Raw genomic sequence first — 25,700 nt, forward strand, 5'->3', positions numbered from 1 at the left:
GGCCGGGACGGCGCCTGCCGGACGACCGCTGTGAGGACCGGACTGTGAGGACCGCATGAGCACGGAGCTGTACGTCCCCAGGGGCACCACCGCGAACGCGCGGTACGCCCTCGACATCGACCCGGAGCGGGCCGGCTGGACCCACAGCAGTCTGCGGATCCTCAAGCTCCCGCCGGGCGGCACACACACGTTCGCCACCGGCGGCAGCGAGTGGATCGTGCTTCCCCTCGAAGGCGCCGGTACCGTGCGCACAGAGGACAGAGTGTTCCAACTCCTGGGCAGGGACACCGTGTTCGCGGGGGCTTCCGACTTCGCGTACGTGCCCCGCGACGCCCGGGCACAGATCGCCTCCGGTGCGGGAGGCCGCTTCGCCCTGGCAGGAGCGAAGTGCGAGCGCCGACTCCCCGCCCGCTACGGCCCCGCGCCGGAGGTCCCCGTCGAAGACCGCGGCAGCGGCACCTGCGCCCGCCGGGTGCGCAACTTCGCCTCCGCGGACGCCTTCGAGTGCGACCGGCTCATCGCCGTCGAGGTCATCACCCCCGGCGGCAACTGGTCGTCGTACCCGCCCCACAAGCACGACGAGACACGGCCGGGCGAGGAGACAGAGCTGGAGGAGATCTACTACTTCGAGATCGAGGGCCCGAACGGTTTCGGGTACCAGCGCGTATTCCCCTCGCGTGAGGGCGGATCCGACGTCCTCGCCGAGGTCCGCACCGGTGATGCCGTCCTCGTCCCCGACGGCTGGCACGGCCCCTCCATCGCCCAGCCCGGACACACCATGTACTACCTGAACGTCATGGCCGGGCCGGGTGAGGAGCGCCAGTGGCGGATCTGCTTCCACCCGGAACACACGGAGGGATACCGATGACCTCAACGACGAGGCTCACGGTCGCTCAGGCGCTCGTACGCTTCCTGGCCGCCCAGCACACCGAGCGCGACGGGGTGCGCCGGCGCCTGATCGGTGCCACCTGGGGCATCTTCGGCCACGGCAACGTCGCGGGCCTCGGGCAGGCACTGGTCGAGTACGCCGGCCTCATGCCGTACCACCAGGGCCGCAACGAGCAGTCGATGGTGCACGCGGCGGTGGGTTACGCGCGGCAGTCGAACCGGCTGTCCACGCACGCCGTCACGACGTCCATCGGCCCCGGGGCGACCAACCTGGTCACGGGCGCCGCCCTCGCCACGATCAACCACCTCCCGGTGCTGCTGCTGCCCGGCGACATCTTCGCCACCCGCCCCGCGGACCCGGTGCTCCAGCAGCTGGAGGTCCCGCACGCCGGTGACGTGTCCGTCAACGACTGTCTGCGCCCGGTGTCGAAGTACTTCGACCGGATCACCCGCCCCGAGGCGCTGATCCCGGCCGCGCTGCAGGCGATGCGCGTGCTGACCGACCCGGTGGACACGGGCGCGGTCACGCTCGCGCTGCCGCAGGACGTGCAGGCCGAGGCGTACGACTGGCCCGAGGAGTTCTTCGCCGAGCGGACCTGGACGGTGCGCCGCCCGGGCCCCGACCCCGTGGAGCTGGCCGCGGCGGTCCGGGCGATCCGTGCCGCGCGGCGCCCGCTCGTGGTGGCCGGCGGCGGCGTCCACCACAGCCGCGCCGAGGACGCCCTCGCCGCGTTCGCCGAGGCCACCCGCATACCCGTCGCCTCCACGCAGGCCGGCAAGGGTTCGCTGCGCTGGAACCACCCGCAGGACGTCGGCGGCATCGGCCACACCGGCACCGCGGCCGCCGACGAACTCGCCCGCACCGCCGACCTGGTGATCGGCGTGGGCACCCGGTACACGGACTTCACCACCGCCTCCGGCACCCTCTTCGCCGGCGAGGGCGTCCGCTTCCTCAACCTCAACATCGCCCCGTCCGACGGCCACAAGCTCGCCGGGCTGCCGCTGGTCGCCGACGCGCGCAGCGGCCTGGAGCTGCTGACGCGGGCGCTGGAGCCGCACGGGTACCGCGCCGGTCCCGGGTACATCACCGAGTACACGGAGGACAAGGAGCGCTGGGAGCAGCGGGTCGACGCCTGCTTCGAGGCCGACGAGCCGGACGTACGGCCGACGCAGCCCCAGGTCATCGGCGTCCTGGACGCCCTGGTGGACGAGTCCGACATCATCGTCAACGCCGCCGGCTCGCTCCCCGGCGATCTGCACAAGCTGTGGCGGACCCGCTCCCGCGACCAGTACCACCTCGAGTACGGGTACTCGTGCATGGGCTACGAGATCCCGGCCGCCATCGGGGTGAGGATGGCCGCTCCCGACCGCCCGGTGTGGGCGCTGGTCGGCGACGGCACCTATCTGATGATGCCGACGGAGATCGTCACCGCCGTACAGGAGGGCATCGCGATCAAGATCGTGCTGGTGCAGAACCACGGCTACGCGTCCATCGGCGGCCTGTCGGATTCCGTGGGCGGTGAGCGGTTCGGCACCGCCTACCGGTTCCGGTCCGACGACGGCACCTACACGGGCCCGCCGCTGCCCGTCGACCTCGCCGCCAACGCGGCCAGCCTGGGCATGCGGGTGCTGCGCGCGAAGACCGTGCGCGCGCTGCGCGCCGCCCTCGCCGAGGCGCGCGACGCGGACACTCCCACATGTGTCTACGTGGAGACCGAAACCGCAGACACTGTGTCGGGCGCGCCTCCCGCGCAAGCCTGGTGGGATGTTCCCGTGGCCGAGACCGCGACCCGACCGTCGGCGGTGAAGGCCCGCGAGCTGTACGAACGGCACGTCTCGACCCGACGCCGCCATCTGTGAAGGAGTTCTCGGTCATGACGAAGATCGTCAACCACTGGATCGGCGGCAAGACCGCCGAGGGCGCGTCGGGCACGTACGGGCCGGTGACGGACCCGGCGACCGGCGAGGTCACCACGAAGGTCGCGTTCGCGGCCGTGGAGGAGGTCGACGCGGCCGTCGCGGCGGCCAAGGAGGCGTACCGCACCTGGGGGCAGTCCTCCCTCGCCCAGCGCACGGCCGTCATGTTCCGGTTCCGTGCGCTGCTCGACGAGCACCGCGACGAGATCGCCGGGCTGATCACCGCCGAGCACGGCAAGGTGCACAGCGACGCGCTCGGTGAGGTGGCGCGCGGCCTGGAGATCGTCGACCTGGCGTGCGGCATCACCGTCCAGCTGAAGGGCGAGCTGTCCACTCAGGTGGCCAGCCGCGTGGACGTGGCCTCGATCCGGCAGCCGCTGGGCGTGGTCGCGGGCATCACACCGTTCAACTTCCCGGCGATGGTGCCGATGTGGATGTTCCCGCTCGCCATCGCGTGCGGCAACACGTTCGTGCTGAAGCCCTCCGAGAAGGACCCGTCGGCGTCGGTCCGCCTCGCCGAGCTGTTCGCCGAGGCGGGCCTGCCCGACGGCGTCCTCAACGTCGTCCACGGCGACAAGGTGGCCGTCGACCGGCTCCTGGAGCACCCGGACGTCAAGGCGGTCTCCTTCGTCGGCTCGACCCCGATCGCCCGTTACATCCACACCACGGCCTCCGCGAACGGCAAGCGCGTCCAGGCCCTGGGCGGCGCGAAGAACCACATGCTGGTCCTGCCGGACGCCGACCTGGACGCGGCGGCGGACGCCGCGGTGTCGGCCGCGTACGGCTCGGCGGGCGAGCGCTGCATGGCCATCTCGGCGGTCGTGGCGGTCGGCTCCGTCGGCGACGCGCTGGTGGAGAAGATCCGCGAGCGCGCCGAGAAGATCAAGATCGGCCCGGGCGACGACCCGGCCTCCGAGATGGGCCCGCTGATCACCAGGGCACACCGCGACAAGGTGGCGTCGTACGTGGCGGGGGCGGCGGCGGAGGGCGCCGAGGTCGTCCTCGACGGCACCGGCTACACCGTCGAGGGCCACGAGGACGGCCACTGGATCGGCATCTCGCTCCTGGACAAGGTGCCGACCACGGCCAGGGCGTACCAGGACGAGATCTTCGGCCCGGTGCTGTGCGTACTGCGCGCGGAGACCTACGAGGAGGGCGTCGCGCTCATCAACGCCTCCCCGTTCGGCAACGGCACCGCGATCTTCACCCGCGACGGCGGCGCGGCCCGCCGCTTCCAGCTGGAGATCGAGGCGGGCATGGTCGGCGTGAACGTGCCGATCCCGGTCCCGGTGGGCTACCACTCCTTCGGCGGCTGGAAGGACTCGCTCTTCGGCGACCACCACATCTACGGCAACGACGGCACGCACTTCTACACCCGCGGCAAGGTCGTCACCACCCGCTGGCCCGACCCGGCCGACGCCCCGACGGGCGTGGACCTCGGGTTCCCGCGCAACCACTGAGGCCGTACGGCCACCGGTGCCCCGCCTCCCGCGAAGGGGGGCGGGGCACCGCCGTGCCGGACCCGGTTCAGCCCTGCTGCTCGGCGGCCTTCTTCAGCTCCTCGGTGACGTCACCGGTCTGCGCGGCGGGCGGGGCCTTGACCTCGGCCGCGGCGCCGAACTTCTCGAAGTCCATGGTCACCGTCACCCTGCCGAACCGCTGCTTGATGCGGACCGGGAGGTCCTCGGACCCGAGCCAGACGTCCATGGTGATCGAGTCGCTGCCGCCGGTGAGGGACCCGAAGAGGTTGTCACCGTTGCCGTAGGCGTCCTTGAACCTGCCCAGGTGCTCCCGGTCGATCACGGCCCGGTAGTGGGTCGCGCTCTGCCCGTCGACGGTCTCCTTGCCGAGGTCGTCGACGTCGTTCGCGTACTTCAGGCCCCTCATGGAGGCCGCCGGGCTGCCGCCGCCCGTGCTCCCCGTGAACGCCTGGGCGCCCTTCTCGCCGAACACCGCCGACGCGTCGACCTTCATCCACTCCTTGCCCTTGAGCGGGCCGGAGGACTGCGGGTCGACGTCGTAGTAGTAGGCGCCGTCCACGAACAGCATGCGGATCTTCGCGGCGTCCTGGAGCCGCTGCATCTGCACGGCCCGGGTGTCCATCTCGACGTCGAACGCGTAGCCGTGGCCCCAGGAGTAGGTGCCCTCCATGGTGATCGGGCTGCCGCCGCCCATCACGGTGGACATCCTCACCTCCGCCGACCCCACGTTCTCGGTCCGGTCGGTGGCCCGAGCGAGCGCCGCCATGATCTTGTCCGCGTTGCCGACGGCCGTGGCCGCCGACTTCGCGCTCTCGGCACCGCACGCGGATGTCGCCAGCAGCGCCGCCGCCGTGACCCCCACCCAGGTCGCGGTGTGCCGCAGTCTCATCTGTCCCACCCCATCGCTGTGATTCGGTTGTGAGGAGCGACTGTAGCGGGGGCCGCCGACACCGGCCCCGCCGGGCGATTCGCCGGATCCGGGGCGCCGGCGGTGTCCGGACTCCGGACGAAATTCGGCGAATTCCGGTGCGGAAGGTACGGTTCCCGCACGGCCGAAAGACGCCCAGCGCGCGGCCTCGACACCACGTAAACGTGTGGTGAATCCGCTTTCCGCAACGGAATCCGTAGGCAAACACCCATTGACGCGCTGGTTTTCGTCGGGGTTCCATCTGCGCCGGGAGCGGACGACATGACGTACGCCCACGGCCGCCGGAGGCGATGGCGCTCCCGACCGCGCACCACCTTCCCCACGAGTCGATCGGAACCGCCCGCATGACCGACACGCTCCACCCTGTCGACGACGCCGCCGTCGCGGCGCCGGACAGCCCCCAGAAGCTCAAGCGTTCCATCGGCGTCGTCGGCGGCACCCTGCTCACCCTGTCGTGCGTGACGCCGGCCTCCACGCTCTTCGTGGTCGTCCCCGACCTGTTCGGCTCGCTGGGCACCGCCACCGCGCTCACGATCGCCATCGGCTCCCTGCTCTGCGTCGCCGTGGCCTTCTGCTACTCCGAGCTGGGCACCCTCATCCCCAGCGCGGGCGGCGAGTACGCCATGGTGTCGACGCTCGCCGGACGGCTCGCGGGCTGGCTGGTCTTCGTGCTGTCCCTGCTGGTCGTGATGATCGTCCCGCCGGTGATCGCGATGGGCACGGCGGACTACCTGGCGCCGCTCGTACACCTCGACCCGGCGATGACGGGCGCCGCGGTCATGCTCCTCGCCACCCTCGCCGGCCTGCTCGACCTGCGCGCCAACGCCTGGATCACCGGTGTCTTCCTGGTCCTTGAGGTCATCGCCGCAGGCGTCGTCGCGGTCCTCGGCTTCACGCACGGCGAGCGCGGCCTCGGCAGCCTCGTCTCCATGCAGGTCGCCGGGTCCGGCGGCCGCACCGACACGGTGACGGCCATGCTGGTGGTCTCCGGGCTCGCGATCGCCCTCTTCGTCACGCAGGGCTTCTCGACCGCGGTCTACCTCTCCGAGGAACTGGAGCACCCGCGCCGCAACGTCGCCCGCACCGTCCTCGCCACCCTCGCCATCTCCTCGGTCGTCATCCTGGTCCCCGTCGTGGCGATCACCCTGGGCGCCCCCGACCTGCAGGCGCTGACCGGCGGAGACATCGGCACCATGGTCACCGCCTGGTCCAGCTCGGCCGTCGGCACCTTCATCAGCCTCTGCGTGGCCCTCGCGATCATCAACGCGGGCATCGTCATGGTGATCCAGAACTCCCGCGTGCTGTTCGCCTCGGCCCGCGACAAGGCATGGCCCGAACCGGTCAACCACGGCCTCGCCAGGCTCGGCCGCTTCGGCTCGCCGTGGGTCGCCACGCTTCTCGTCGGCGTTCCGGGCGCGCTCCTGTGCTTCGTCGACCTGGACACCCTCTACGGCGTCACGGGCGTCTCGGTGACCGGCATGTACCTGCTCGTCGCGGTCGCCGCCCTGCTGGCCCGGCGCGGCGCGCACCGCCACGCCCCCGCGTGGCGGATGCCGCTGTGGCCCACGGTGCCGATCGTGCTGATCGCGGTCCTGGCCTATGTGCTCAGCCGGCAGGAGACGGGCTACCTGCTGTGGACCGGCGGCATCACGGCAGTCGCCACCCTGTACTGGGTCCTCTACCTCCGCCCGCGCCGCGAGACCCGCTGGCTGGTGTCGGTCCCGGAGGACGCGCAGGACTGAGCCGTCCACCGGGGCTCAGGAGGACCGGGTCCACCGGGGCTCAGGAGGACCGGGTCCACCGGGCCTCCGCGGGGTCCATGTGGCCGTACCACGTCCGCGGTATGCGGGAGTGGGGCCGTACGTCCGTGGGAGGTGCCGGAGTTCAGCCCGGCGGCTGCTTCGGTTGTCGGTGGCGGCCCGTACCGTTGACGCATGGATCTTCGACCGCCCGCCCTCCGAAGGCTGCGCCGAGGCACCGTGGCCGCCGTGGCCGCGGTGCTCCTCGGGTCGGCCGGTGCCGGCACATGGACGGCCGTCGCCTCGGACGACGCGCCCGCCGTGCACCGCACCGACACCGTCATGGAGATGGGCGGCGGGGTCCGGATCGACACGTCGTACTTCACCTCCGCCTCCGCCGGCCGCCGCCCGGCCGTCCTGCTCGCGCACGGCTTCGGCGGCAGCAAGAACGACGTCCGCGACCAGGCTCAGCAGCTCGCGCGCGACGGGTACGCGGTGCTGACGTGGTCGGCGCGCGGCTTCGGAGCGTCGACGGGGAAGATCGGGCTGAACGACCCGCGGGGCGAGGTCGCCGACGTCTCGCGGCTCGTCGACTGGCTGGCCCGGCGGCCGGAGGTCCTGCTGGACAAGCCGGGCGACCCCCGCGTGGGCGTCACCGGCGCGTCGTACGGCGGAGCGATCGCGCTGCTGGCCGCGGGACACGACCACCGGGTGGACGCGATCGCCCCGGCGATCACCTACTGGAACCTGGCGGACGCCCTGTTCCCGAACGGCGTGTTCAAGAAGCTGTGGGCCGGCGTCTTCATGAACTCCGGCGGCGGCTGCGCCCGCTTCACCGCCGAGTTGTGCACGATGTACGACCGGGTCGCGGAGTCCGGAAAACCCGACGCACGGGCACGCGCGCTGCTTCAGTCGCGTTCGCCCTCGGCCGTCGGCACGCACATCAAGGTGCCGACGCTGCTGGTCCAGGGCCAGTCAGACTCGCTGTTCCCGCTCGGCCAGGCCGACGCGGCGGCCCGTGCGATCCGGGCCAACGGAGCGCCGGTCGACGTCGACTGGATCGCGGGCGGACACGACGGCGGGGACATGGAGACCAGCCGCGTCCAGGCACGCGTCCGGGCGTGGTTCGACCGCTATCTGAAGGGCGACACGGGCGTCGACACCGGGCCCGCCTTCCGGATCACCCGTACCGGAGGCATCGACTCCACGGACGGCGCGGCCCAGCTGCGGGGCGCCGGCGGGGACAGATACCCCGGCCTGGAGAGCGGACGGCGGACCATCGCCCTCGACGGCCGCGAGCAGAGCTTCGCGAACCCCGCGGGCGCGAGTCCGCCCGCGGTCTCCGCGCTCCCCGGCCTCGGCGGGGCGGGCGGCCTGTCCCAGCTGTCGTCCCTGGGCCTCGGGGTCTCCCTCGACTTCCCCGGGCAGTACGCGCACTTCGACTCACGCCCCGTGCGCGACACCCTGTGGATCACCGGCTCGCCGACGGTCACCGTCCATGTGACCTCGACGAGCGACGACGCGGTGCTCTTCGGGAAGGTGTATGACGTCGGCCCCGGCGGCACCCCGCAGGTGCTGCCCGCCCAGCTGGTCACCCCCGTGCGGGTGGAGGGAGCCCGGCAGGGCAGGGACGTCACGCTGACGCTGCCCGCGGTGGACCACGAGGTGCAGAAGGGCCACCGGCTGCGGCTGGTCCTCGCCTCGACCGACCTCGGGTACGCGTCCCCGGCTGCGCCGGCCACGTACACGGTCTCCCTGAAGGGCGGCCTGGCGGTGCCCACGGCACCGGGCGTGACGACCGCGGCGGCCCCGCTCCCCTCCTGGGTCTGGTGGCTGCCGGCGGCCGGCGCGGTGGTGGCCCTGGCGCTGCTGCTGACGGGCCGCCGCCGCACCACGGCGCCGGCCCCCGACCCGGCGCTGGCCGACGTCCCGCTCCAGATCACGGACCTGAGCAAGCGGTACGCGAGGTCGGCGGACCTCCCCCAAGCTCTCGGCTCCGCTCGAGCAGGGGGGACCCCCATCGCGGTGCAGGACCTCTCCTTCCGTGTGGAGAAGGGCCAGGTCCTGGGCCTGCTGGGACCGAACGGCGCAGGCAAGACGACCACCCTGCGGATGCTGATGGGTCTGATCCGGCCGGACGGCGGCGAGATCCGGGTCTTCGGGCATGCGATCCGGCCGGGCGCCCCGGTGCTGTCGCGGGTCGGGGCCTTCGTGGAGGGCGCGGGCTTCCTGCCGCATCTGTCCGGCCGGGAGAACCTGGAGCTGTACTGGCGGGCCACGGGCCGCCCGCCCGGGGACGCGCACCTGGACGAGGCCCTGGAGATCGCGGGGCTGGGTGACGCGCTGGCCCGGGCGGTGCGCACCTACTCCCAGGGGATGCGCCAGCGCCTGGCCATCGCCCAGGCGATGCTCGGCCTGCCGGACCTGCTGATCCTCGACGAGCCGACCAACGGCCTGGACCCGCCGCAGATCCGCGAGATGCGCGAGGTCATGATCCGGTACGCGGCGGCCGGACGCACGGTCATCGTCTCCAGCCATCTGCTGGCGGAGGTCGAGCAGTCCTGCACCCACCTGGTGGTCATGGACCGCGGCCGGCTGGTCCAGGCGGGTCCGGTGCACGAGATCATCGGCTCCGGCGACACACTGCTCGTCGGCCTGGCGGCCGGCATCCCCGACCCCCTGGTGGAGAAGGTGGCCGCACTCCCCGGCGTGTCGTCGGCGCTGCGGACGGAGGGCGGGCTGCTGGTGCGTCTGGCGCCGGGGACGGCCGGCTCCGGCCCGGCCACCGGCGCCACCGCCGAGCCGGCCGGCTCCGGCTCCGCCGCTGCCGCGCGGCTGCTGGCCGAACTCGTCCGGCTGGACGTCCCGGTGGCCTCTCTGGGCCCCCACCGCCGTCTCGAAGACGCCTTCCTCACCCTGATCGGAGGCTCCGCATGAGCACCCTCGCACAGCGGGCCGAGACGGCCGACGGCTACCGGGCGCGGCGGACACTGCCGCTGCGCGTCGAGCTCGTCCGGCAGCTGAAGCGGCGCCGCACGCTCGTCATGGGCGCGATCCTGGCGGTGCTGCCGTTCGTGCTGGCCATCGCCTTCGCGATCGGCGGTGACCCCGGCGCCCGCAACGGCCAGGTCACGCTCATGGACACGGCGACCGCGTCGGGCGCCAACTTCGCCGCGGTCAATCTCTTCGTCTCCGCCGGCTTCCTGCTGGTCATCCCGGTCGCCCTGTTCTGCGGGGACACCGTCGCGTCGGAGGCGAGCTGGTCCTCGCTGCGGTATCTGCTCGCGGCGCCCGTCCCGCGCGCCCGGCTGCTGTGGTCGAAACTCGTGGTCGGGCTCGGCCTCAGTCTCGCGGCCATGGTGCTGCTGCCCGTCGTCGCGCTCGCGGTGGGCACGGCGGCCTACGGCTGGGGACCGCTGGAGATCCCCACCGGCGGCGCCCTCGCACCGGGCACGGCGGCCCAGCGGCTGGTCGTGGTGGTGGCGTACATCTTCGTGTCCCAACTGGTCACCGCCGGACTCGCGTTCTGGCTGTCGACGCGGACCGACGCGCCCCTGGGCGCGGTGGGCGGCGCGGTCGGCCTCACGATCGTGGGGAACGTGCTGGACGCGGTCACCGCCCTCGGCCACTGGCGCGACGTCCTGCCCGCGCACTGGCAGTTCGCCTGGGCCGACGCGGTCCAGCCCCGCCCCGAGTGGTCCGGCATGATCCAGGGCACGGTGGTCTCCACGACGTACGCGCTCGTGCTGTTCGCGCTGGCCTTCCGCGGTTTCGCGCGCAAGGACGTCGTCTCCTAGGGATCTCCCAGGGATCTCCCAGGGGTCTCCCCGGCCGGCCTCCGCCGAACAATCTCTGTCCGTGCCATTGAATTTCCTTAACTCGTGAGTAAGTTGACCTTCGAGTAAGTACGCATGTCCGCACCCGAGCCGCGACCGGAGCCGTCATGGGCGTACGCAGGGACCTGAAACGGGCACAGCGGCGCGGCGATCTGGCCGCCCGCACCGAGGTCGAGCTGATCAGGGACGAGAGCGGCACGGTCCGCGAGGTCCGCACCGCCCCGATCGCGCCGCGCGCCGCCACGGGCAGCACCGCCGACCTCCCCTTCACCAACGCCGCCGAGGCGCCCGACGCCGTGGTGCTGCGCCGCCAGGAGGGCACCGGCTGGCGGCCGGTGACCGCGGCCGCCTTCGCCGCCGACGTCACCGCCACGGCCAAGGGCCTGATCGCGGCGGGCCTGGAACCGGGCGGCCGGGTCGCGGTCATGTCCCGCACCCGGTACGAGTGGACCGTTCTCGACTTCGCGATCTGGGCGGCAGGCGGCCAGACCGTTCCCGTCTACGCCACCTCGTCCGCCGAGCAGGTCGACTGGATCGTCCGGGACTCGGGAGCCCGCTTCCTCGTCGTGGAGAGCGCCGAGAACGCGCACACGGTGGCGACGGCGACGTCCGGCCACCCGGAGCCCGCGACCGTCTGGCGGCTGGACGAGGACGCCCTCACTCTCCTCGCCGGCCTCGGCCGGGACGTTCCCGACGAGGAGGTCGCCAAGCGCCGCACCGCGCTCACCCCCGACACGGTCGCGACGATCTGCTACACCTCCGGCACCACCGGACAGCCCAAGGGCTGCGTCCTCACCCACGCCAACCTGCACGCGGAGGCCGCCAACACGGTCGAACTGCTCCACCCGGTCTTCAAGGAGGTCACCGGCCAGGTCGCCTCGACCCTGCTGTTCCTCCCGCTCGCCCACATCCTGGGCCGCACCCTGCAGATCGCCTGCCTGATGGCCCGTATCGAGCTGGGCCACTTCCCGAGCATCAAGCCCGACGAACTCCGGCCCGCGCTGCGGCGGTTCCGCCCCACCTTCCTGGTCGGCGTCCCCTACCTCTTCGAGAAGATCCACGACACGGGACGCGCCACCGCAGAGAAGATCGGACGCGGCGCCTCCTTCGACCGCGCCGACCGCATCGGGGTCCGCTTCGGCGAGGCGTCCCTGAACCGGTTCCTGGGCACCGGCAAGGGCCCCGGGCCCGGCCTGTACGCGGCGTGGGCCCTGTACGACCTGCTGGTCTACCGGCGCATCCGCAAGGAGCTCGGCGGCCGTATGCGCTACGCCATCAGCGGCGGCTCCCCACTCGACCGCAACCTCAACCTGTTCTTCTTCGCGGCCGGCATCGTCGTGTACGAAGGCTACGGCCTCACCGAGACGACCGCCGCCGCCACCATCGTCCCGCCCCTGCGGCCGCGCCCCGGCACGGTCGGCCTCCCGGTCCCGGGCACCGCCGTCCGCATCGCCGACGACGGCGAGGTCCTGATCAAGGGGGGCGTGGTCTTCGGCGCCTACTGGAACAATCCGGCCGCCACGGACGCCGTGCTCAGCGGCGACTGGTTCGCCACGGGTGATCTCGGCTCCCTCGACCAGGACGGCTACCTCACCATCACCGGCCGCAAGAAGGACATCCTCATCACCAAGGGCGGCAAGAACGTCTCGCCCGCCGTCCTGGAGGACCGGCTGCGCAGCCGCCCGCCCGTCGGACAGTGCATCGTCGTCGGCGACAACCGTACGTATGTCGCGGCCCTGATCACCCTGGACCCCGAGGCCGTCGCGCACTGGCTCGCCGTGCGCAAGCTGCCCCCCGGCACCCCGATGTCCGAGCTGGTCCGCGATCCCCGGATGCGCGCGGATGTGCAGAAAGCCGTGGACTACGCGAACCAGGCGGTCTCCCGGGCCGAGTCCATCCGGAGGTTCGCGCTGGTCGAGGGCGAGTTCACCGAGGAGAACGGCCTGCTCACCCCGTCCCTGAAGATCAAGCGTCACGCGGTGACCACGGCGTACGCGCGGGAGATCGAGGCGCTGTACGGCGACTGAGCACACATGAGCACACACGAGGAGCGGCCCGCCGAACAGTTCGGCGGGCCGCTCCTCGCGTGCCGGACTCAGCCGTTGCCGGTGCCGTTGGCCGACAGAACCGGAATGTCCTCCAGGAGGTGCGAGAGCGGCTCGTCGCCCTTGACCTGGGTGGAGTTCTCGCTGCACTGCTGGTTCTGCGGGGCCGACAGGACCGGGATGTCCTGGACCCCGACCGGCACGACGCCGACCAGCGAACCGGCGTTGACCTTCGCAGGGAGGCCGACACAGGGCTTGTTCAGCGAGCCCTGGACGAGCGCGAGCTGCGGGCTCATGTCACCGGAGGTGCTGGAGTTGCCGTACTGCTGCGCCGCGTTGTTGCCGCTGGTGGACGTCGCGTCACCGTCGTCGCCGAGCGCCAGGGCCGGCGCTGCCGCGGCGGCGGAGGCGCCGAGAACGGAAGCGGCGACTACCGCGGCAGCCATAACCTTCTTCATCACTTGCTAGTCCCTTCTGGAGAAACCCCGTCCACCGGAGCGCTCTGGACAACTGCCGCACACAGGCTTGGTTGCTCTCATTCACTCCGATGGCCTACACCGGGGAAGGGCTGGATTGCCCTTCTGCTCCCGCTGCGGTATCCGCAATCACTCCCCGTCGAACGCCCCGGACGGGTGAATCCTCGAAACCAATCCCAAAAGAACGGGTTGAGCGCCAGAGCAGGAACAGGTGCCTCTGCACAGGAAAGGAACGCGAAATGTTCAAGAAGGCAATGGCCATGGCGGCGGTCGCGGCTTCCGTCGTCGGCGTCTCAGCGGCGGCCGCCCCCCAGGCGCTTGCCCTCGGAGACGACGACAGCGCCACCTCGACCAGCGGGAACGATGCCGCGCAGACCTACGGGAACTCGGCCACCACCGGCGCGATGAGCCCGCAGTCGTCCCTCGCCGAGGGTTCCCTGAACAAGCTCTGCGTCGGCCTCCCGGCGAAGGCCAACGCCGGTTCGCTCGTCGGCGTCGTGCCGGTCTCCGCCGCCGACGTTCCCGTCCTGTCGGCCGCACAGAACCACCAGTGTGCCGAGAACTCCACCCAGGCCAAGGGGGATGAGCCGCTGTCGAACATCGCGAACGGCATTCCGGTGCTGTCCGCCAACGGCACCGGCAACGGCTGAGATCCTCTGCGGCCCCGGGCCAGCCGTGCGGCAACGGTGTGCGAACGCGTCCCCGTGTGCAGCATCCGCCTGAATTCAAGCGTGGCGTTCGAGTGAATTGCGCGGCGCCTCACGTAGGGGAGTTGCTTCGGCCGTCTATTCCTCGTTTCACAGACTGCAGGTCGTGCGGCGAGCGTTCAAGCTGTGCTCGCTCGGTTTCGGCCGTCACAGGGGCACGACCGCAACGAAGGGAAACTACGTGAAGCACAAGAAGAGCGCTGCCATCGTCGCCGGTGCCATCATGACCCTCGGAATGGCCGCCCCGGCCATGGCCGACGCAGGTGCCGACGCCGCCGCGACCGGTTCCCCGGGCGTCCTTTCCGGCAACGTCATCCAGGTTCCCCTGGCCATTCCCGTCAACGCGTGCGGCAACACCGCCAGCCTCGTCGGGCTGCTGAACCCGGCGTACGGCAACGGGTGCGCGAACTACTGACGACATAGCCCTCGAAGGCCGGTGCCGTCGCACCGGCCCCGGCTGTGTCACGGCCGGCCTTGGACTGCTCTCTTCGGCTCCAGGGCCGGCCCTTCCGGCTCATCCCACTTCTAGGAAGACAACGAGATTGCGACAGACCCTGAGCAGGGGAATGGTCGCGGCTGCCGCCGCGACAGGCATTCTGTCCCTGTGCGGCAACCCGGTGCACGCGGACTCCGGTGCCGCCGGCACCGCGAGCGGATCGCCCGGCGTCGCGTCCGGCAACACCGTCCAGGTGCCGGTGGACACGCCGGTCAACCTCTGCGGCAACACCGTCGACGTGGTGGCCGCGCTGAACCCGGCCTTCGGCAACGCCTGTGCCAACGGTTCCCGCACGGGATCCACGACCGTTCCGGCCCAGACTCCCCGCACCACCGTTCCGAGTGACAGTCACGACCGCCCCGGCACCGGCAACAGCCACGGCCCCGGCACCGGTAACGGCGCCGTCCACGGCCCCGGCAGCGGCAATGACCACGGGCCCGGTGTGCCGAACCCCGGCATGCCCGGCAACGGGCAGCAGGACCGCCCGTCGGGCAACGGCAGCACCCCGCCGCGCACGACGCCGGACCACCAGCCGAACGCGCCGCAGGCCGCCACGCTCCCGGGCACCGCTCCCTCGCGCATGGCACCCACGCTGGCCGAGACCGGCAGTGAGGGCGTGATCGCGGCTTCGGCGGTCAGCGTCGCGATGCTGGCCGGCGGGCTCGTGCTGTACCGGCGGAGCCGGGCGACGGCCCGCCGGTAGTGCGACGGGTGCCGGGCGCGGCGCGCCCGGCACCCGCGCCACCGTTCCCACACGTCTCCCCGAGTCGACGGCCCAGGGGCGGCGCCCACCGCGTGGGCGCCGCCCCTGGGCCGTCCCTGTCCATGAGCGGGGGGAGCGGGCACCGCAGCCGCCGAATTCGACGCCCGTGTCACAAAGAACCGGGTTCTGTCACACATGTCCCGCGTCCGCGGGCCTTCTGTCACACCCGGTTCACAGGCCCTGTCCGCCGCACGCTCCCCGTCGTTGACGGAGCACAGGCTTTGTGATCGCCAGCGCAGCGCCCGGTCCCCACGACGGCCTTCCCAGGCCGCCACCGCGGCGCGCGCGGGGAGGTGCTACCCATGACCGACCGTCGCCTCTGGTCCTACAAGGAGATCGCCGCGCACATCCGGGTGCAGCCGGACACCGTGAGGTCCTATCGCAAGCACGGGCTCCTGCCTCCACCGGACCACGTGGAGGGCGGCAGACCCTACTGGTACGCCGACACGGTCCGCTCCTGGGCCGCCTCCCGCCCGGGCAACCGGGGCCGCGGCCGCGGGGACACCTGACCACGTCCCCTGCCCGCCGAGTGGCCCGCCCTGCCGGGGCGGGCCACTCGGCGTTATTGCATTGCCCGGGGGTGCGCAGGCGCCGACAATCCCCGGATGGATCCCGCGAGTCCCCGCATCCCCGCCGCCGACTTCTCCGTCAAGCCGGTGCTCACCGGCGAGAAGGCGCTGCTTCGGCCCTTCACCGAGGAGGACGCCGTGCCGATCGCGCAGATCCTCGGGGATCCCGAGGTCATCCGGTTCACCTTCGAGCCGTCCACCGACCTCACCCCGCAGCGGCTGCGCTCCTGGTACGGCTCCCGGGCCGCGCAGACCGACCGGCTCGACCTCGCCGTCACCGACCGCGCCACCGGCGAAGTGCTCGGCGAGGTGGTCCTGTACGAGTGGGACCCCGCGGCCCGCGCCTGCTCGTTCCGCACGTTCCTCGGTCCGCGCGGCCGCGGTCGCGGCATCGGCACCGAGGCGACCCGGCTCATCGTCGGCCACGGCTTCGAGCGGCTCGGGCTGCACCGCGTCTCCCTGGAGCTGTACGCCCACAACCACCGCGCCCGCCGCGTCTACGAGAAGGCGGGGTTCATGGAGGAGGGCGTGCGTCGGCGGGCCCAATGGCGTGAGGGACGCTGGGTGGACGAGACGCTGATGGCCGTGTCCGAGCACGAATGGGCCGTCCACCGGGGTCGTCCCGCGGCCGGCGGGGTCAGCTCCACGGTTCGACGACCGTCACTCCCCGGCCCGGCGCCTTCCCCATCGCCGCAAGCGCCTCGGGGGCCGCGTCCAGCGGGATCGTCAACGTGACCAGGAGCTCGGGGCGCAGGGCGCCCGAGCGGACCATGTCCAGCAGGGGCGGATAGGCGTGCGCCGCCATCCCGTGGCTGCCGATGATCTCCAGTTCCAGGGCGATCACCGGGGCCATGGGCACCGGGGTCGTGCCGGTGGGCGACGGCAGCAGGCCGACCTGGATGTGGCGGCCTCGGCGGCGCAGGCCGTTGACGGACGCCGCGCAGGTCTGCGGGGAACCGAGTGCGTCGAGGGAGACATGGGCGCCGCCGCCCGTCAGGGCGCGGACCGCCGCCGCCGTGTCCTCGGTGTGCCTGGCGTCCACGCACTCCGTTGCCCCGAACTCCCTTGCCAGGTCGAGGGCTTGGGGTGATACGTCGACGGCCACGACCCTCGCCCCCGAGGCCGCCGCGATCATCACCGCGGACAGACCGACGCCCCCGCACCCGTGCACGGCGACCCACTCTCCCGCCGCCACCCGGCCCTGCTGGACGACCGCGCGGAACGCCGTGGCGAACCGGCATCCCAGGGACGCGGCCGTCCGGAACGACATCTCGTCCGGCACCGCCACCAGATTGATGTCCGCCCGCTCCAGTGCCACGTACTGGGCGAAGGACCCCCAGTGCGTGAACCCCGGCTGGGTCTGCCGCTCACACACCTGCTGGTCTCCCGCCGCGCACGAGGGGCAGGTGCCGCAGGCGCAGACGAAGGGGACCGTGACCCGGTCACCGGCCCGCCAGCCGGTCACCAGGGCGCCCACCTCCTCGACGACCCCGGCGAGTTCATGCCCGGGCACATGGGGAAGCGCGACGTCCGGGTCGTGCCCCATCCAGCCGTGCCAGTCGCTGCGGCACAGCCCCGTCGCCTCGACGCGCACCACGACCCCGTGCTCGGCGGGCCGGGGGTCCGCCACCTCGCGGACCTCGGCCCACTCGCCGAACCGCTCGAACACCACCGCACGCATACGACCGCACCCTTCGCCCGGGCCCACGATCCCCGGCGCCGCCGGAGATCATCTCTCCGGCGGAACGCTAGCCGCGCGCACCTGCCTTGTCCCGGTCCCGGTCCGCCTCCCTCACCTCGACGGCGGCCACCGGCTCCTCCTCCCGCAGCCCGAACCGCCGGTGGAAGCCGCGCAGCGGCGCCGGGGCCCACCAGGTGGCACGGCCGGTCAGCCGCATCACCGCCGGGACCAGCAGGCTGCGCACGACCATCGCGTCCATCAGGACCGCCAGTGCGATGCCCAGGCCGAGCATCTTGGTGTTGGTCACCCGGGAGGTCCCGATCGCGACCATCACCACCGCCAGGATGACCGCCGCCGCGGTGATCAGCCCTCCGGTGCGCTGCAGCCCGAAGCGCACCGACTCTCGATGGTCGCCCGTGCGGTCGTACTCCTCCTTGATGCGGGAGAGCAGGAACACGCCGTAGTCCATGGAGAGGCCGAAGGCCACGCAGAACATCAGGACCGGCAGGGTCGTCTCGATGGAGCCCGGGCTGGTGAAGCCGAGCGGGCCCGAAAGGTGACCGTCCTGGAAGACCCACACCACCGCGCCGAACATGGCCGTCAGGCTGAGCGCGTTGAGCAGCACCGCCTGGACGGGTATCAGCACGCTGCCGGTCAGCAGGAAGACCAGGAGCAGGGTGACCACGGCGATGAAGGCCGCTGCCCAGGGCAGCCGGTCGGCTATCGCGTGTTTGGAGTCGACCAGGACCGCCGCCGTGCCCGTCACGGAGGTGTCGAAGGGGGCGGCCGTCGCGCGCAGTTCACCGACCAGCCGCTGGGCGCCCGCGTCCACGGCCTCACCCTCGGGCTGGACCGCGAAGTACGCCTTCGTGCCCTTCACCAGCGGCCCGTCCACGCGCCGCACCTCCGGCAGCGCGGCGATCCGGTCCCGGTAGGCGGCGTACTGCTCCCGGGTCGCGCGTCCCTCGGCGAGCACCTCCAGGCCGCCGCCGGGACTGCCCGGGAACCCGTCCCGTATGTGCTGCTGCACCACGTGCGACTCGGCGCCCGAGGGCAGCTGGCGGTCGTCGGCCGTGCCGAACTTCACGCCCAGGAAGGGCAGTCCGAGGATCACCAGGCCGACGGTGGTGGCCACGGCGAAGACCGGCGCCCGCCGCATGACCAGGGCCGCCGTCCGGCCCCAGCCGGCTCCCCCGCCGGACTCCCGGGGCCTGCCGCGCCGCAGCAGCCGCCCGAGGTCGAGCGCGTTCACCCGGTGGCCCAGCAGCACCAGGGCCGCCGGGAGCAGCACCAGCGCCGCCGCGGCGGCCAGCAGCACCACCGCGATGCCCGCATAGGCGAACGAGCGCAGGAAGTACTGCGGGAAGACCAGCATCGCGGCCAGGGACACGGCGACCGTCAGAGCGGAGAAGAGGACCGTGCGCCCCGCCGTGCGCAGGGTGACCGCGACGGCGCCCAGCGGGTCGGGGGCCGTGGGCAGTTCCTCGCGGAACCTGCGCACGATGAACAGCGCGTAGTCGATGGCGAGGCCGAGGCCGAGGGCGGTGGTGAGGTTCAGCGCGAAGACGGAGACATCGGTCAGCTCCGTGAGCGCGCGCAGCACGGCGTTGGTGCCCAGGATGGCGACGATGCCGACGCCGAGCGGCAGCAGCGCCGCGACCGCGCTGCCGAAGACCGTCACCAGGAGCACCAGGGTGATCGGCAGGGCGATCAGCTCGGCCCGGGTCAGGTCCTCGCGGATGGTCTGCTGCATCTCCGAGCGCACGGCGACGGGACCGCCGACCGTGACCCGCACCGGGCCGTGCACGCCCCGGTAGTGGGGCGCGATGCGGTCCAGGGTGTCGCTCGCGGTCTTCTCCTCGCCCGTGATGCGTGCCGCGATCAGCGCCTCGCCGCCGTCCTCGGCGCGCAGCGCGGGCGCGCCCGACTGCCAGTAGGAGCCGACCCCTGTGACGCCCGGCTCGGAGGCGAGCCGCTCGGCCAGGCGCTTCGCCTCCGCGGCGACCGCCGGATCGTCCACGGCCCTGTGCCCGGAGTCGACGAGAAGCAGCAGATTGGGCTGCGAGTCGGGGAACTCCCGCTCCAGCGCCTGGGTCGCGTACGTGGACTGGGCTGCCGGGTCCTGCCAGCCGCCGCTGCCCAGCCGGTCGGCTACCCCGCTGCCCGCGACCACCGCGAGCGCGGTGAGCAGCAGCGCCGCGAACAGCGACAGCCGGGGCCGCGCGGTGACGAACCGGGTCCAGCCGCCCGGCCCCGGCCTTCCCCCTCCGTCGCCGTCTTCCCGGCCGTCCCCGCTGTTGACTTCGGACATGAGGCGGTGTCCCCTTCAGCAAGACCCCGCATCCCGTACATCCGTGCAGGCGGCATGGGTCGTCCATTGCCCATAGACTGGCAAACACGAGTCATCGCTCGCGTTCCACAAGAATGCGAGTGGTCGCTCGCGTTTGTCAATTGCGTTCCGAGAGCTGGGGACAACGCGTGCCGAAGAGTCAGCGAGCCGGCGAGCCGGCGACCGGGCCGGTCGAGGAGCCGGCGACCAGGCCGGCCGCGCAACCGACCACGGCGCCGAGCACGGCGCCGAGCACGAAGGCGGGCACGAAGGCGGGCACAGAGCCGGCCGCGGAGGCGGCCGGGCGACAGCACCCGGAAGGCAGACCGCGCCGCCGCCAGGCCCGCGGCGAGCGCCGCATCGCCCAGCTCCTGGACGCCGCGGCCGCGGTCTTCTGCCGCACCGGCTACACCGCCGCGAGCACCAACGCGATCGCCCGCGAGGCCGGCGTCTCCCCCGGCACGCTCTACCAGTTCTTCCCCAACAAGGAAGCGATCGCGATCAGCCTCGGCGACCAGCTGCTGCGGCAGTGGCAGGAGTCGCAGGGCAGGGCGCTGGCGGGCGAGAACATCGGGCTCCCGCTGAAGGAGATGCTGGACGCGGCGCTCGACCCGCTGATCGCGTTCAACGTCGAGAACCCCGCCTTCGGCGTCCTGCTGCACGGCCCCGACACCCCCGGGCCCATCGCCCAGGAGTGCAACGCCGTGCACGACGCCTCCCTCACCCGCATCGAGGAGATGATCGCGGGCTATCTGCCGGACGGCCCGCCGGACGAGCGGACGCGCACGGCGAACATGCTGCTCGCCCTCTTCAAGGCCGGCCTCGACCTGATCATGACCCACGAGGGCGCGGAACGGCAGGCGTACATCACCGAGCTGAAGACCGCGATGTACCGCTACCTCAAGCCGCTCCTGGACGGGGACGCCTCCGCCGGCTGATCCCGGCCACCGCGGCCCACCGCGGCCCACCGCGGCCCACACCGGACCCGTCAGGTCCGCCCCCCGATCCACCCCCGGCCCGGCCGAACCGGCCAGAGCGGACCACCTCGCACCGCTTCGGACGGAATCGGTCAGACTGGACCGAACCGGGCCCGAGCAGTTCCGGCCGACCCGGACCCCCCTTGGATCCATACCCCCTAGGGGTATAGTCTGGTTCACGTAAGCCCCACACGCCTCCCTGAGGAGTAAGAACATGACCGCGCAGACCGACACCACGGGTTCCGTGACGACCGTCTACAAGGTGAGCGGGATGAGCTGCGGACACTGCGAAGGCTCGGTCTCCGGCGAGATCTCCGCGATCGCCGGCGTCACCTCCGTCACGGCCGTCGCGTCCACCGGCGAGGTCACGGTGGTCTCCACCGCGCCGCTCGCCGAGGAGGCCGTGCGCGCCGCGGTCGACGAGGCGGGCTTCGAGCTCGTCGGCAAGGCCTGAACCGCCCAGCATCTGCTCTCCGCACCGGGCCGTGCCGACCAGCTGATACTGGGTCCGTACGGTCCGGTCCACTGTCTGGAGTCCGGACATGACCAGCACCGCAGCACCAGTACCAGCCCCGGCGCCACCACCCGCGCAGGAGACCGTGCCCTCCGAGGTCGAACTCGCGATCGGCGGCATGACCTGCGCCTCCTGCGCGGCCCGGGTCGAGAAGAAGCTCAACCGCATGGACGGGGTCACCGCCACGGTGAACTTCGCGACGGAGAAGGCGAAGATCTCGTACGCCCCCGGGATCGTGGTGGCCGACCTGATCGCCACGGTGGAGAAGACCGGCTACACGGCCGAGGAGCCGCCGCCACCGCAGCCGGAACCCGCACCGTCCGACGAGGCGGCGGCGGTATCCGCACGTGACCCCGAGTCGGACTCCCTCCGCCACAGGCTGACGGTCTCCGCCCTGCTCGCGCTGCCCGTCGTCCTGCTCGCGATGGTCCCCGCCTGGCAGTTCGACAACTGGCAGTGGCTGTCGCTGACGCTCGCCGCGCCCGTCGTCGTCTGGGGTGGGCTGCCCTTCCACCAGGCCGCGTTCACGAACGCCCGGCACGGCGCCGCCACCATGGACACGCTCGTCTCGGTCGGGACGCTGGCCGCCTTCGGCTGGTCCCTGTGGGCGCTGTTCTTCGGGGACGCGGGAATGCCCGGCATGCGCCACGGCTTCGAGCCCACCGTCTCCCGCACGGACGGGTCGTCCGCCATCTACCTCGAGGTGGCCGCCGGCGTCGTCGCGTTCATCCTGCTGGGCCGCTATCTGGAGGCCCGCTCCAAGCGACGCGCGGGCGCGGCCCTGAAGGCGCTGCTGCACCTGGGCGCGAAGGACGTCGCGGTCCTGCGGGAGGGCCGGGAGGTGCGCGTACCGGTGGCGCAGCTGGCCGTGGGCGACCGGTTCGTCGTACGGCCCGGCGAGAAGATCGCCACCGACGGGACCGTCGTCGAGGGCGCCTCGGCGGTCGACGCCTCCATGCTGACCGGCGAGTCGGTGCCGGTCGACGTGACCGTGGGGGACACCGTGACCGGCGCGACCGTGAACGCCGGGGGCCGGCTGGTGGTCGAGGCGACCAGGGTCGGCGCGGACACCCAGCTCGCGCGCATGGCACGGCTCGTGGAGGACGCGCAGAACGGCAAGGCCGCGGTGCAGCGCCTCGCCGACCGCATCTCCGGGATCTTCGTGCCCGTGGTGCTGCTGATCGCGCTCGGCACGTTCGGGACGTGGCTGGGCGTCACCGGTGACACGGTCGCCGCCTTCACCGCGGCCGTCGCGGTGCTGATCATCGCCTGCCCGTGCGCGCTGGGCCTGGCCACTCCGACCGCGCTGATGGTCGGCACGGGACGGGGTGCCCAGCTCGGCATCCTCATCAAGGGACCGGAGGTCCTGGAGTCCACCCGCCGGGTCGACACCGTCGTCCTGGACAAGACCGGGACGGTCACCACCGGCCGGATGGCCCTCCAGGAGGTGTACGTCGCCGAGGGCGGCGACGAGAAGCAGGTCCTGCGACTCGCCGGCGCCCTGGAACACGCCTCCGAGCACCCGATCGCCCAGGCCGTCGCGGCAGGCGCGCGGAAGCGCGCAGGTGACCTCCCGGCGCCGGAGCACTTCGAGAACGTGCCCGGCCTCGGTGTGCGCGGGCGCGTGGAGGGGCGCGAGGTCACGGTGGGCCGGTTCCCGGACGCGCTGCCGGAGGGGATGGCCCGGGCGAAGGCCGAGGCGGAGGCGGAAGGGCGAACGGCCGTCGTGGTCGCCCGGGACGGCGTGGCGCTCGGGGTCCTGACCGTCGCCGACGCGATCAAGGAGACGAGCGCCGAGGCCGTACGGGAGCTGCGCGCGCTGGGACTGACGCCGTTCCTGCTGACCGGGGACAACCGGACGGTGGCCGAGGCGGTGGCGCGGGCCGTCGGCATCGACCCCGGCGAGGTGATCGCCGAGGTGCTGCCGGAGGAGAAGGTGGACGTGGTCAAGCGGCTGCAGGCCGAGGGCCGGACCGTCGCCATGGTCGGGGACGGTGTCAACGACGCGGCCGCGCTCGCCACCGCCGATCTCGGCCTGGCCATGGGCACCGGGACGGACGCGGCGATCGAGGCGAGCGACCTGACACTGGTGCGCGGTGACCTGCGGGTGGCTGCGGACGCGATCCGGCTGTCGCGGCGGACGCTCACCACGATCAAGGGGAACCTGGTGTGGGCCTTCGGCTACAACGTGGCCGCGCTGCCGCTGGCCGCCGCGGGACTCCTCAACCCGATGATCGCGGGCGCGGCGATGGCCTTCTCGTCGGTGTTCGTCGTGACGAACAGCCTCCGGCTGAGGGCATTCTCATGACGCGGGTGTAAGAGTCCCTCTAGAGTCCAACGCGAGCCTCACATAAGCTCTTCACAAGGCTCGCGCATCATCCTTACGCTGGTTCCTCGATCGCTGTACCGGGTCTCTTGCGCACTTTCAGGACATATGCAAGAGACGCAGATCACAGTGAGGTGAACGTAACCAACGGAAGGCTTCGTGAGTCTAAGTTGGCGATGTCAGAAGCGTCTTGGGGGGCGCGACTGACATCTGGGGATGTCTTGGGGGACGTTCCCGGGAAACGGCGTTGCCGGGGCACGTACACCGGGGAGCTTTGAGCGGCCCTCCCGTCCGTACGCGTCCCGGCAGACCGCACCGCAGCGGTCTGCCGAGTTCTGCTCGTTTTGCTCGCAGCGATTCAGGCGCTGTCCCGCAGGCGCCCGGCCGGATCCCGTGGGGGGAATCCGCACCGGGACATGGGAAGGCGCCCTGTACGCCGGCCCGTGGGGGGACCGACTGCAGGGCGCCTTCCGTTTGTCTTCCGTCATCGCGTCCACAGGTGCGGAGCACATGGCGTACGCCGCGCCACGACCACGGCGTACGCCTCGGGCGCGATGGCGGGCACGTATCCGAGGCGTACGAGGTGCACGAGGCGTACGAGGCGTACGGCGCTCAGCGCTCCTCGACCGGGATGAAGTCGCGCTCCACCACGCCCGTGTAGATCTGGCGCGGGCGGCCGATACGGGAACCCGGCTCCTTGATCATCTCGTGCCACTGGGCGATCCAGCCCGGCAGACGGCCCAGCGCGAACAGGACCGTGAACATCTCGGTCGGGAAGCCCATGGCGCGGTAGATCAGGCCGGTGTAGAAGTCCACGTTCGGGTAGAGCTTGCGCTCGACGAAGTAGCTGTCGGACAGCGCGTGCTCCTCCAGCTTGAGGGCGATGTCCAGCAGCTCGTCATCCTTGCCGAGAGCGGAGAGCACATCGTGCGCGGCGGCCTTGATGATCTTGGCGCGCGGGTCGAAGTTCTTGTAGACCCGGTGGCCGAAGCCCATCAGACGGACGCCGTCCTCCCTGTTCTTCACCTTGCGGATGAAGGTGTCGACGTCGCCGCCGGAGTCGCGGATGCCCTCCAGCATCTCCAGGACGGACTGGTTGGCGCCACCGTGCAGCGGGCCCCACAGCGCGTTGATACCGGCCGAGATCGAGGCGAACATGTTGGCCTGCGACGAGCCCACCAGGCGGACCGTGGAGGTCGAACAGTTCTGCTCATGGTCCGCGTGCAGGATCAGCAGCTTGTCGAGCGCGGAGACGACGACCGGGTCCAGGTCGAACTCCTGAGCGGGGACCGAGAAGGTCATGCGCAGGAAGTTCTGCACGTAGCCCAGGTCGTTGCTCGGGTAGACGAAGGGGTGGCCGATCGACTTCTTGTAGGCGTACGCGGCGATCGTCGGAAGCTTCGCGAGCAGGCGGATGGTGGAAAGGTTGCGCTGCTTCTCGTCGAAGGGATTGTGGCTGTCCTGGTAGAAGGTGGACAGCGCGGAGACGACCGAGGACAGCATCGCCATCGGGTGCGCGTCGCGCGGGAAGCCCCGGTAGAAGTTCTTGACGTCCTCGTGCAGCAGGGTGTGCTGCGTGATGTCGTTCTTGAAGGCGGAGAGCTCGTCGACGGTCGGCAGCTCGCCGTTGATCAGCAGGTAGGCGACCTCCAGGAAGGTGGAGCGCTCGGCCAGCTGCTCGATCGGGTAGCCGCGGTACCGGAGAATGCCCTTCTCGCCATCGAGGTAGGTGATGGCGGATTTGTAGGCAGCGGTGTTCCCGTAGCCGCTGTCCAGGGTGACCAGACCGGTCTGGGCACGGAGCTTCCCGATGTCGAAGCCCTTGTCACCGACGGTGCTGTCGACCACCGGGTAGGTGTACTCGTTACCGTCGTACCGCAGTACTACAGAGTTGTCGCTCACGTCTTCCCTCACCGACGTAGTGCCTCATCTTCGAGGTGCCCTGACTGTCTCTACCATCCCCCATTTGGCGCAGGAGAGTGCACTCGGGGACGACCATTGGGCTCATCGGCGGCACTGAGTGCCGTC

20 protein-coding genes are annotated in these 25,700 nt (G+C 71.7%); 15 read left to right on the forward strand and 5 right to left on the reverse strand.

Translation table 11 applies throughout. The annotated features are described in order from the left end of the window. The first annotated feature begins 55 nt into the window (after positions 1-55). From iolB to mmsA, 3 genes are read left to right on the forward strand one after another with little or no spacing between them, the layout of a single operon-like run. On the forward strand, positions 56-868 hold the full coding sequence (iolB, locus tag ACZ79I_RS14385) for a 5-deoxy-glucuronate isomerase (protein WP_471497561.1): 813 nt from the start codon (positions 56-58) through the stop codon (positions 866-868). Continuing rightward, entirely contained in the window at positions 865-2,748 is a 1,884-nt protein-coding gene (gene iolD / locus ACZ79I_RS14390; RefSeq protein ID WP_471497564.1) for a 3D-(3,5/4)-trihydroxycyclohexane-1,2-dione acylhydrolase (decyclizing), read from the forward strand. The genes iolB and iolD overlap by 4 nt, the downstream gene beginning before the upstream one ends. Positions 2,749-2,762: 14 nt before the next feature. After that, the gene (mmsA, locus tag ACZ79I_RS14395) at positions 2,763-4,265 is read left to right on the forward strand and encodes a CoA-acylating methylmalonate-semialdehyde dehydrogenase (protein WP_471497566.1); all 1,503 of its coding nucleotides are present in this window, start codon (positions 2,763-2,765) and stop codon (positions 4,263-4,265) included. A gap of 67 nt (positions 4,266-4,332) precedes the next feature. On the opposite strand, the gene ACZ79I_RS14400 is transcribed toward mmsA, so the two are convergent. Continuing rightward, a complete protein-coding gene (locus ACZ79I_RS14400) occupies positions 4,333-5,175 on the reverse strand; it encodes an SCO4651 family lipoprotein (RefSeq protein ID WP_471497569.1) in 843 nt (280 codons plus the stop codon). A 383-nt stretch (positions 5,176-5,558) separates the two neighbouring features. Here ACZ79I_RS14400 and ACZ79I_RS14405 point away from each other — a divergent pair, with 383 nt between their 5' ends. From ACZ79I_RS14405 to ACZ79I_RS14420, 4 genes are all read left to right on the forward strand, one after another. Next, positions 5,559-6,956 carry an APC family permease gene (locus ACZ79I_RS14405; protein ID WP_471497572.1) on the forward strand — a complete coding sequence of 466 codons (1,398 nt, stop codon included), beginning with the start codon at positions 5,559-5,561 and terminating at the stop codon, positions 6,954-6,956. A gap of 192 nt (positions 6,957-7,148) precedes the next feature. After that, a complete protein-coding gene (locus tag ACZ79I_RS14410; protein ID WP_471497574.1) occupies positions 7,149-9,890 on the forward strand; it encodes an alpha/beta fold hydrolase in 2,742 nt (913 codons plus the stop codon). After that, positions 9,887-10,750: an ABC transporter permease gene (locus ACZ79I_RS14415; RefSeq protein ID WP_471497576.1), complete on the forward strand. Its 864-nt coding sequence runs from the start codon at positions 9,887-9,889 to the stop codon at positions 10,748-10,750. The genes ACZ79I_RS14410 and ACZ79I_RS14415 overlap by 4 nt, the downstream gene beginning before the upstream one ends. 146 nt (positions 10,751-10,896) lie before the next feature. Further along, positions 10,897-12,816: an AMP-dependent synthetase/ligase gene (locus ACZ79I_RS14420; protein ID WP_471497579.1), complete on the forward strand. Its 1,920-nt coding sequence runs from the start codon at positions 10,897-10,899 to the stop codon at positions 12,814-12,816. A 68-nt stretch (positions 12,817-12,884) separates the two neighbouring features. Here ACZ79I_RS14420 and ACZ79I_RS14425 read toward each other — a convergent pair whose 3' ends face one another. Further along, positions 12,885-13,292 carry a rodlin gene (locus ACZ79I_RS14425; RefSeq protein WP_471497581.1) on the reverse strand — a complete coding sequence of 136 codons (408 nt, stop codon included), beginning with the start codon at positions 13,290-13,292 and terminating at the stop codon, positions 12,885-12,887. A 257-nt stretch (positions 13,293-13,549) separates the two neighbouring features. Between ACZ79I_RS14425 and ACZ79I_RS14430 the strand changes: the two genes are divergently transcribed. The 5 genes from ACZ79I_RS14430 to ACZ79I_RS14450 all read left to right on the forward strand — a co-directional run bounded on the left by ACZ79I_RS14430 (position 13,550) and on the right by ACZ79I_RS14450 (position 16,580). Beyond that, positions 13,550-13,960 (forward strand): rodlin, encoded by a 411-nt coding sequence (locus ACZ79I_RS14430; protein WP_471497583.1) that lies wholly within the window; start codon positions 13,550-13,552, stop codon positions 13,958-13,960. A gap of 280 nt (positions 13,961-14,240) precedes the next feature. Then, positions 14,241-14,432, forward strand: a complete 192-nt coding sequence (locus ACZ79I_RS14435) for a chaplin (protein WP_381092495.1) — start codon at positions 14,241-14,243, stop codon at positions 14,430-14,432. A 127-nt stretch (positions 14,433-14,559) separates the two neighbouring features. Continuing rightward, entirely contained in the window at positions 14,560-15,216 is a 657-nt protein-coding gene (locus ACZ79I_RS14440) for a chaplin (protein WP_471497585.1), read from the forward strand. Positions 15,217-15,578: 362 nt separating this feature from the next. After that, positions 15,579-15,785, forward strand: a complete 207-nt coding sequence (locus tag ACZ79I_RS14445; RefSeq protein WP_471497588.1) for a helix-turn-helix transcriptional regulator — start codon at positions 15,579-15,581, stop codon at positions 15,783-15,785. 96 nt (positions 15,786-15,881) lie between these two features. Continuing rightward, complete coding sequence (locus ACZ79I_RS14450) at positions 15,882-16,580, forward strand: GNAT family N-acetyltransferase (RefSeq protein ID WP_471497590.1); 699 nt, start codon at positions 15,882-15,884, stop codon at positions 16,578-16,580. Here the strand turns inward: ACZ79I_RS14450 and ACZ79I_RS14455 are convergent. Continuing rightward, positions 16,483-17,526: a zinc-dependent alcohol dehydrogenase family protein gene (locus ACZ79I_RS14455; RefSeq protein ID WP_471497592.1), complete on the reverse strand. Its 1,044-nt coding sequence runs from the start codon at positions 17,524-17,526 to the stop codon at positions 16,483-16,485. The genes ACZ79I_RS14450 and ACZ79I_RS14455 overlap by 98 nt on opposite strands. A 67-nt stretch (positions 17,527-17,593) precedes the next feature. Further along, on the reverse strand, positions 17,594-19,837 hold the full coding sequence (locus tag ACZ79I_RS14460; protein ID WP_471497594.1) for an MMPL family transporter: 2,244 nt from the start codon (positions 19,835-19,837) through the stop codon (positions 17,594-17,596). A 167-nt stretch (positions 19,838-20,004) separates the two neighbouring features. On the opposite strand from ACZ79I_RS14460, the gene ACZ79I_RS14465 reads away from it, so the two are divergent. From ACZ79I_RS14465 to ACZ79I_RS14475, 3 genes are all read left to right on the forward strand, one after another. Then, entirely contained in the window at positions 20,005-20,793 is a 789-nt protein-coding gene (locus ACZ79I_RS14465; protein ID WP_471497596.1) for a TetR/AcrR family transcriptional regulator, read from the forward strand. 253 nt (positions 20,794-21,046) lie between these two features. Further along, positions 21,047-21,286: a heavy-metal-associated domain-containing protein gene (locus tag ACZ79I_RS14470; RefSeq protein WP_471497598.1), complete on the forward strand. Its 240-nt coding sequence runs from the start codon at positions 21,047-21,049 to the stop codon at positions 21,284-21,286. An 88-nt stretch (positions 21,287-21,374) separates the two neighbouring features. Beyond that, positions 21,375-23,654 carry a heavy metal translocating P-type ATPase gene (locus tag ACZ79I_RS14475; RefSeq protein WP_471497600.1) on the forward strand — a complete coding sequence of 760 codons (2,280 nt, stop codon included), beginning with the start codon at positions 21,375-21,377 and terminating at the stop codon, positions 23,652-23,654. Positions 23,655-24,284: 630 nt separating this feature from the next. On the opposite strand, the gene ACZ79I_RS14480 is transcribed toward ACZ79I_RS14475, so the two are convergent. Further along, a complete protein-coding gene (locus tag ACZ79I_RS14480; RefSeq protein ID WP_471497602.1) occupies positions 24,285-25,574 on the reverse strand; it encodes a citrate synthase in 1,290 nt (429 codons plus the stop codon). Between the last annotated feature and the right edge of the window lie 126 nt (positions 25,575-25,700).

It is taken from the genome of Streptomyces sp. PSU-S4-23, assembly GCF_055632315.1.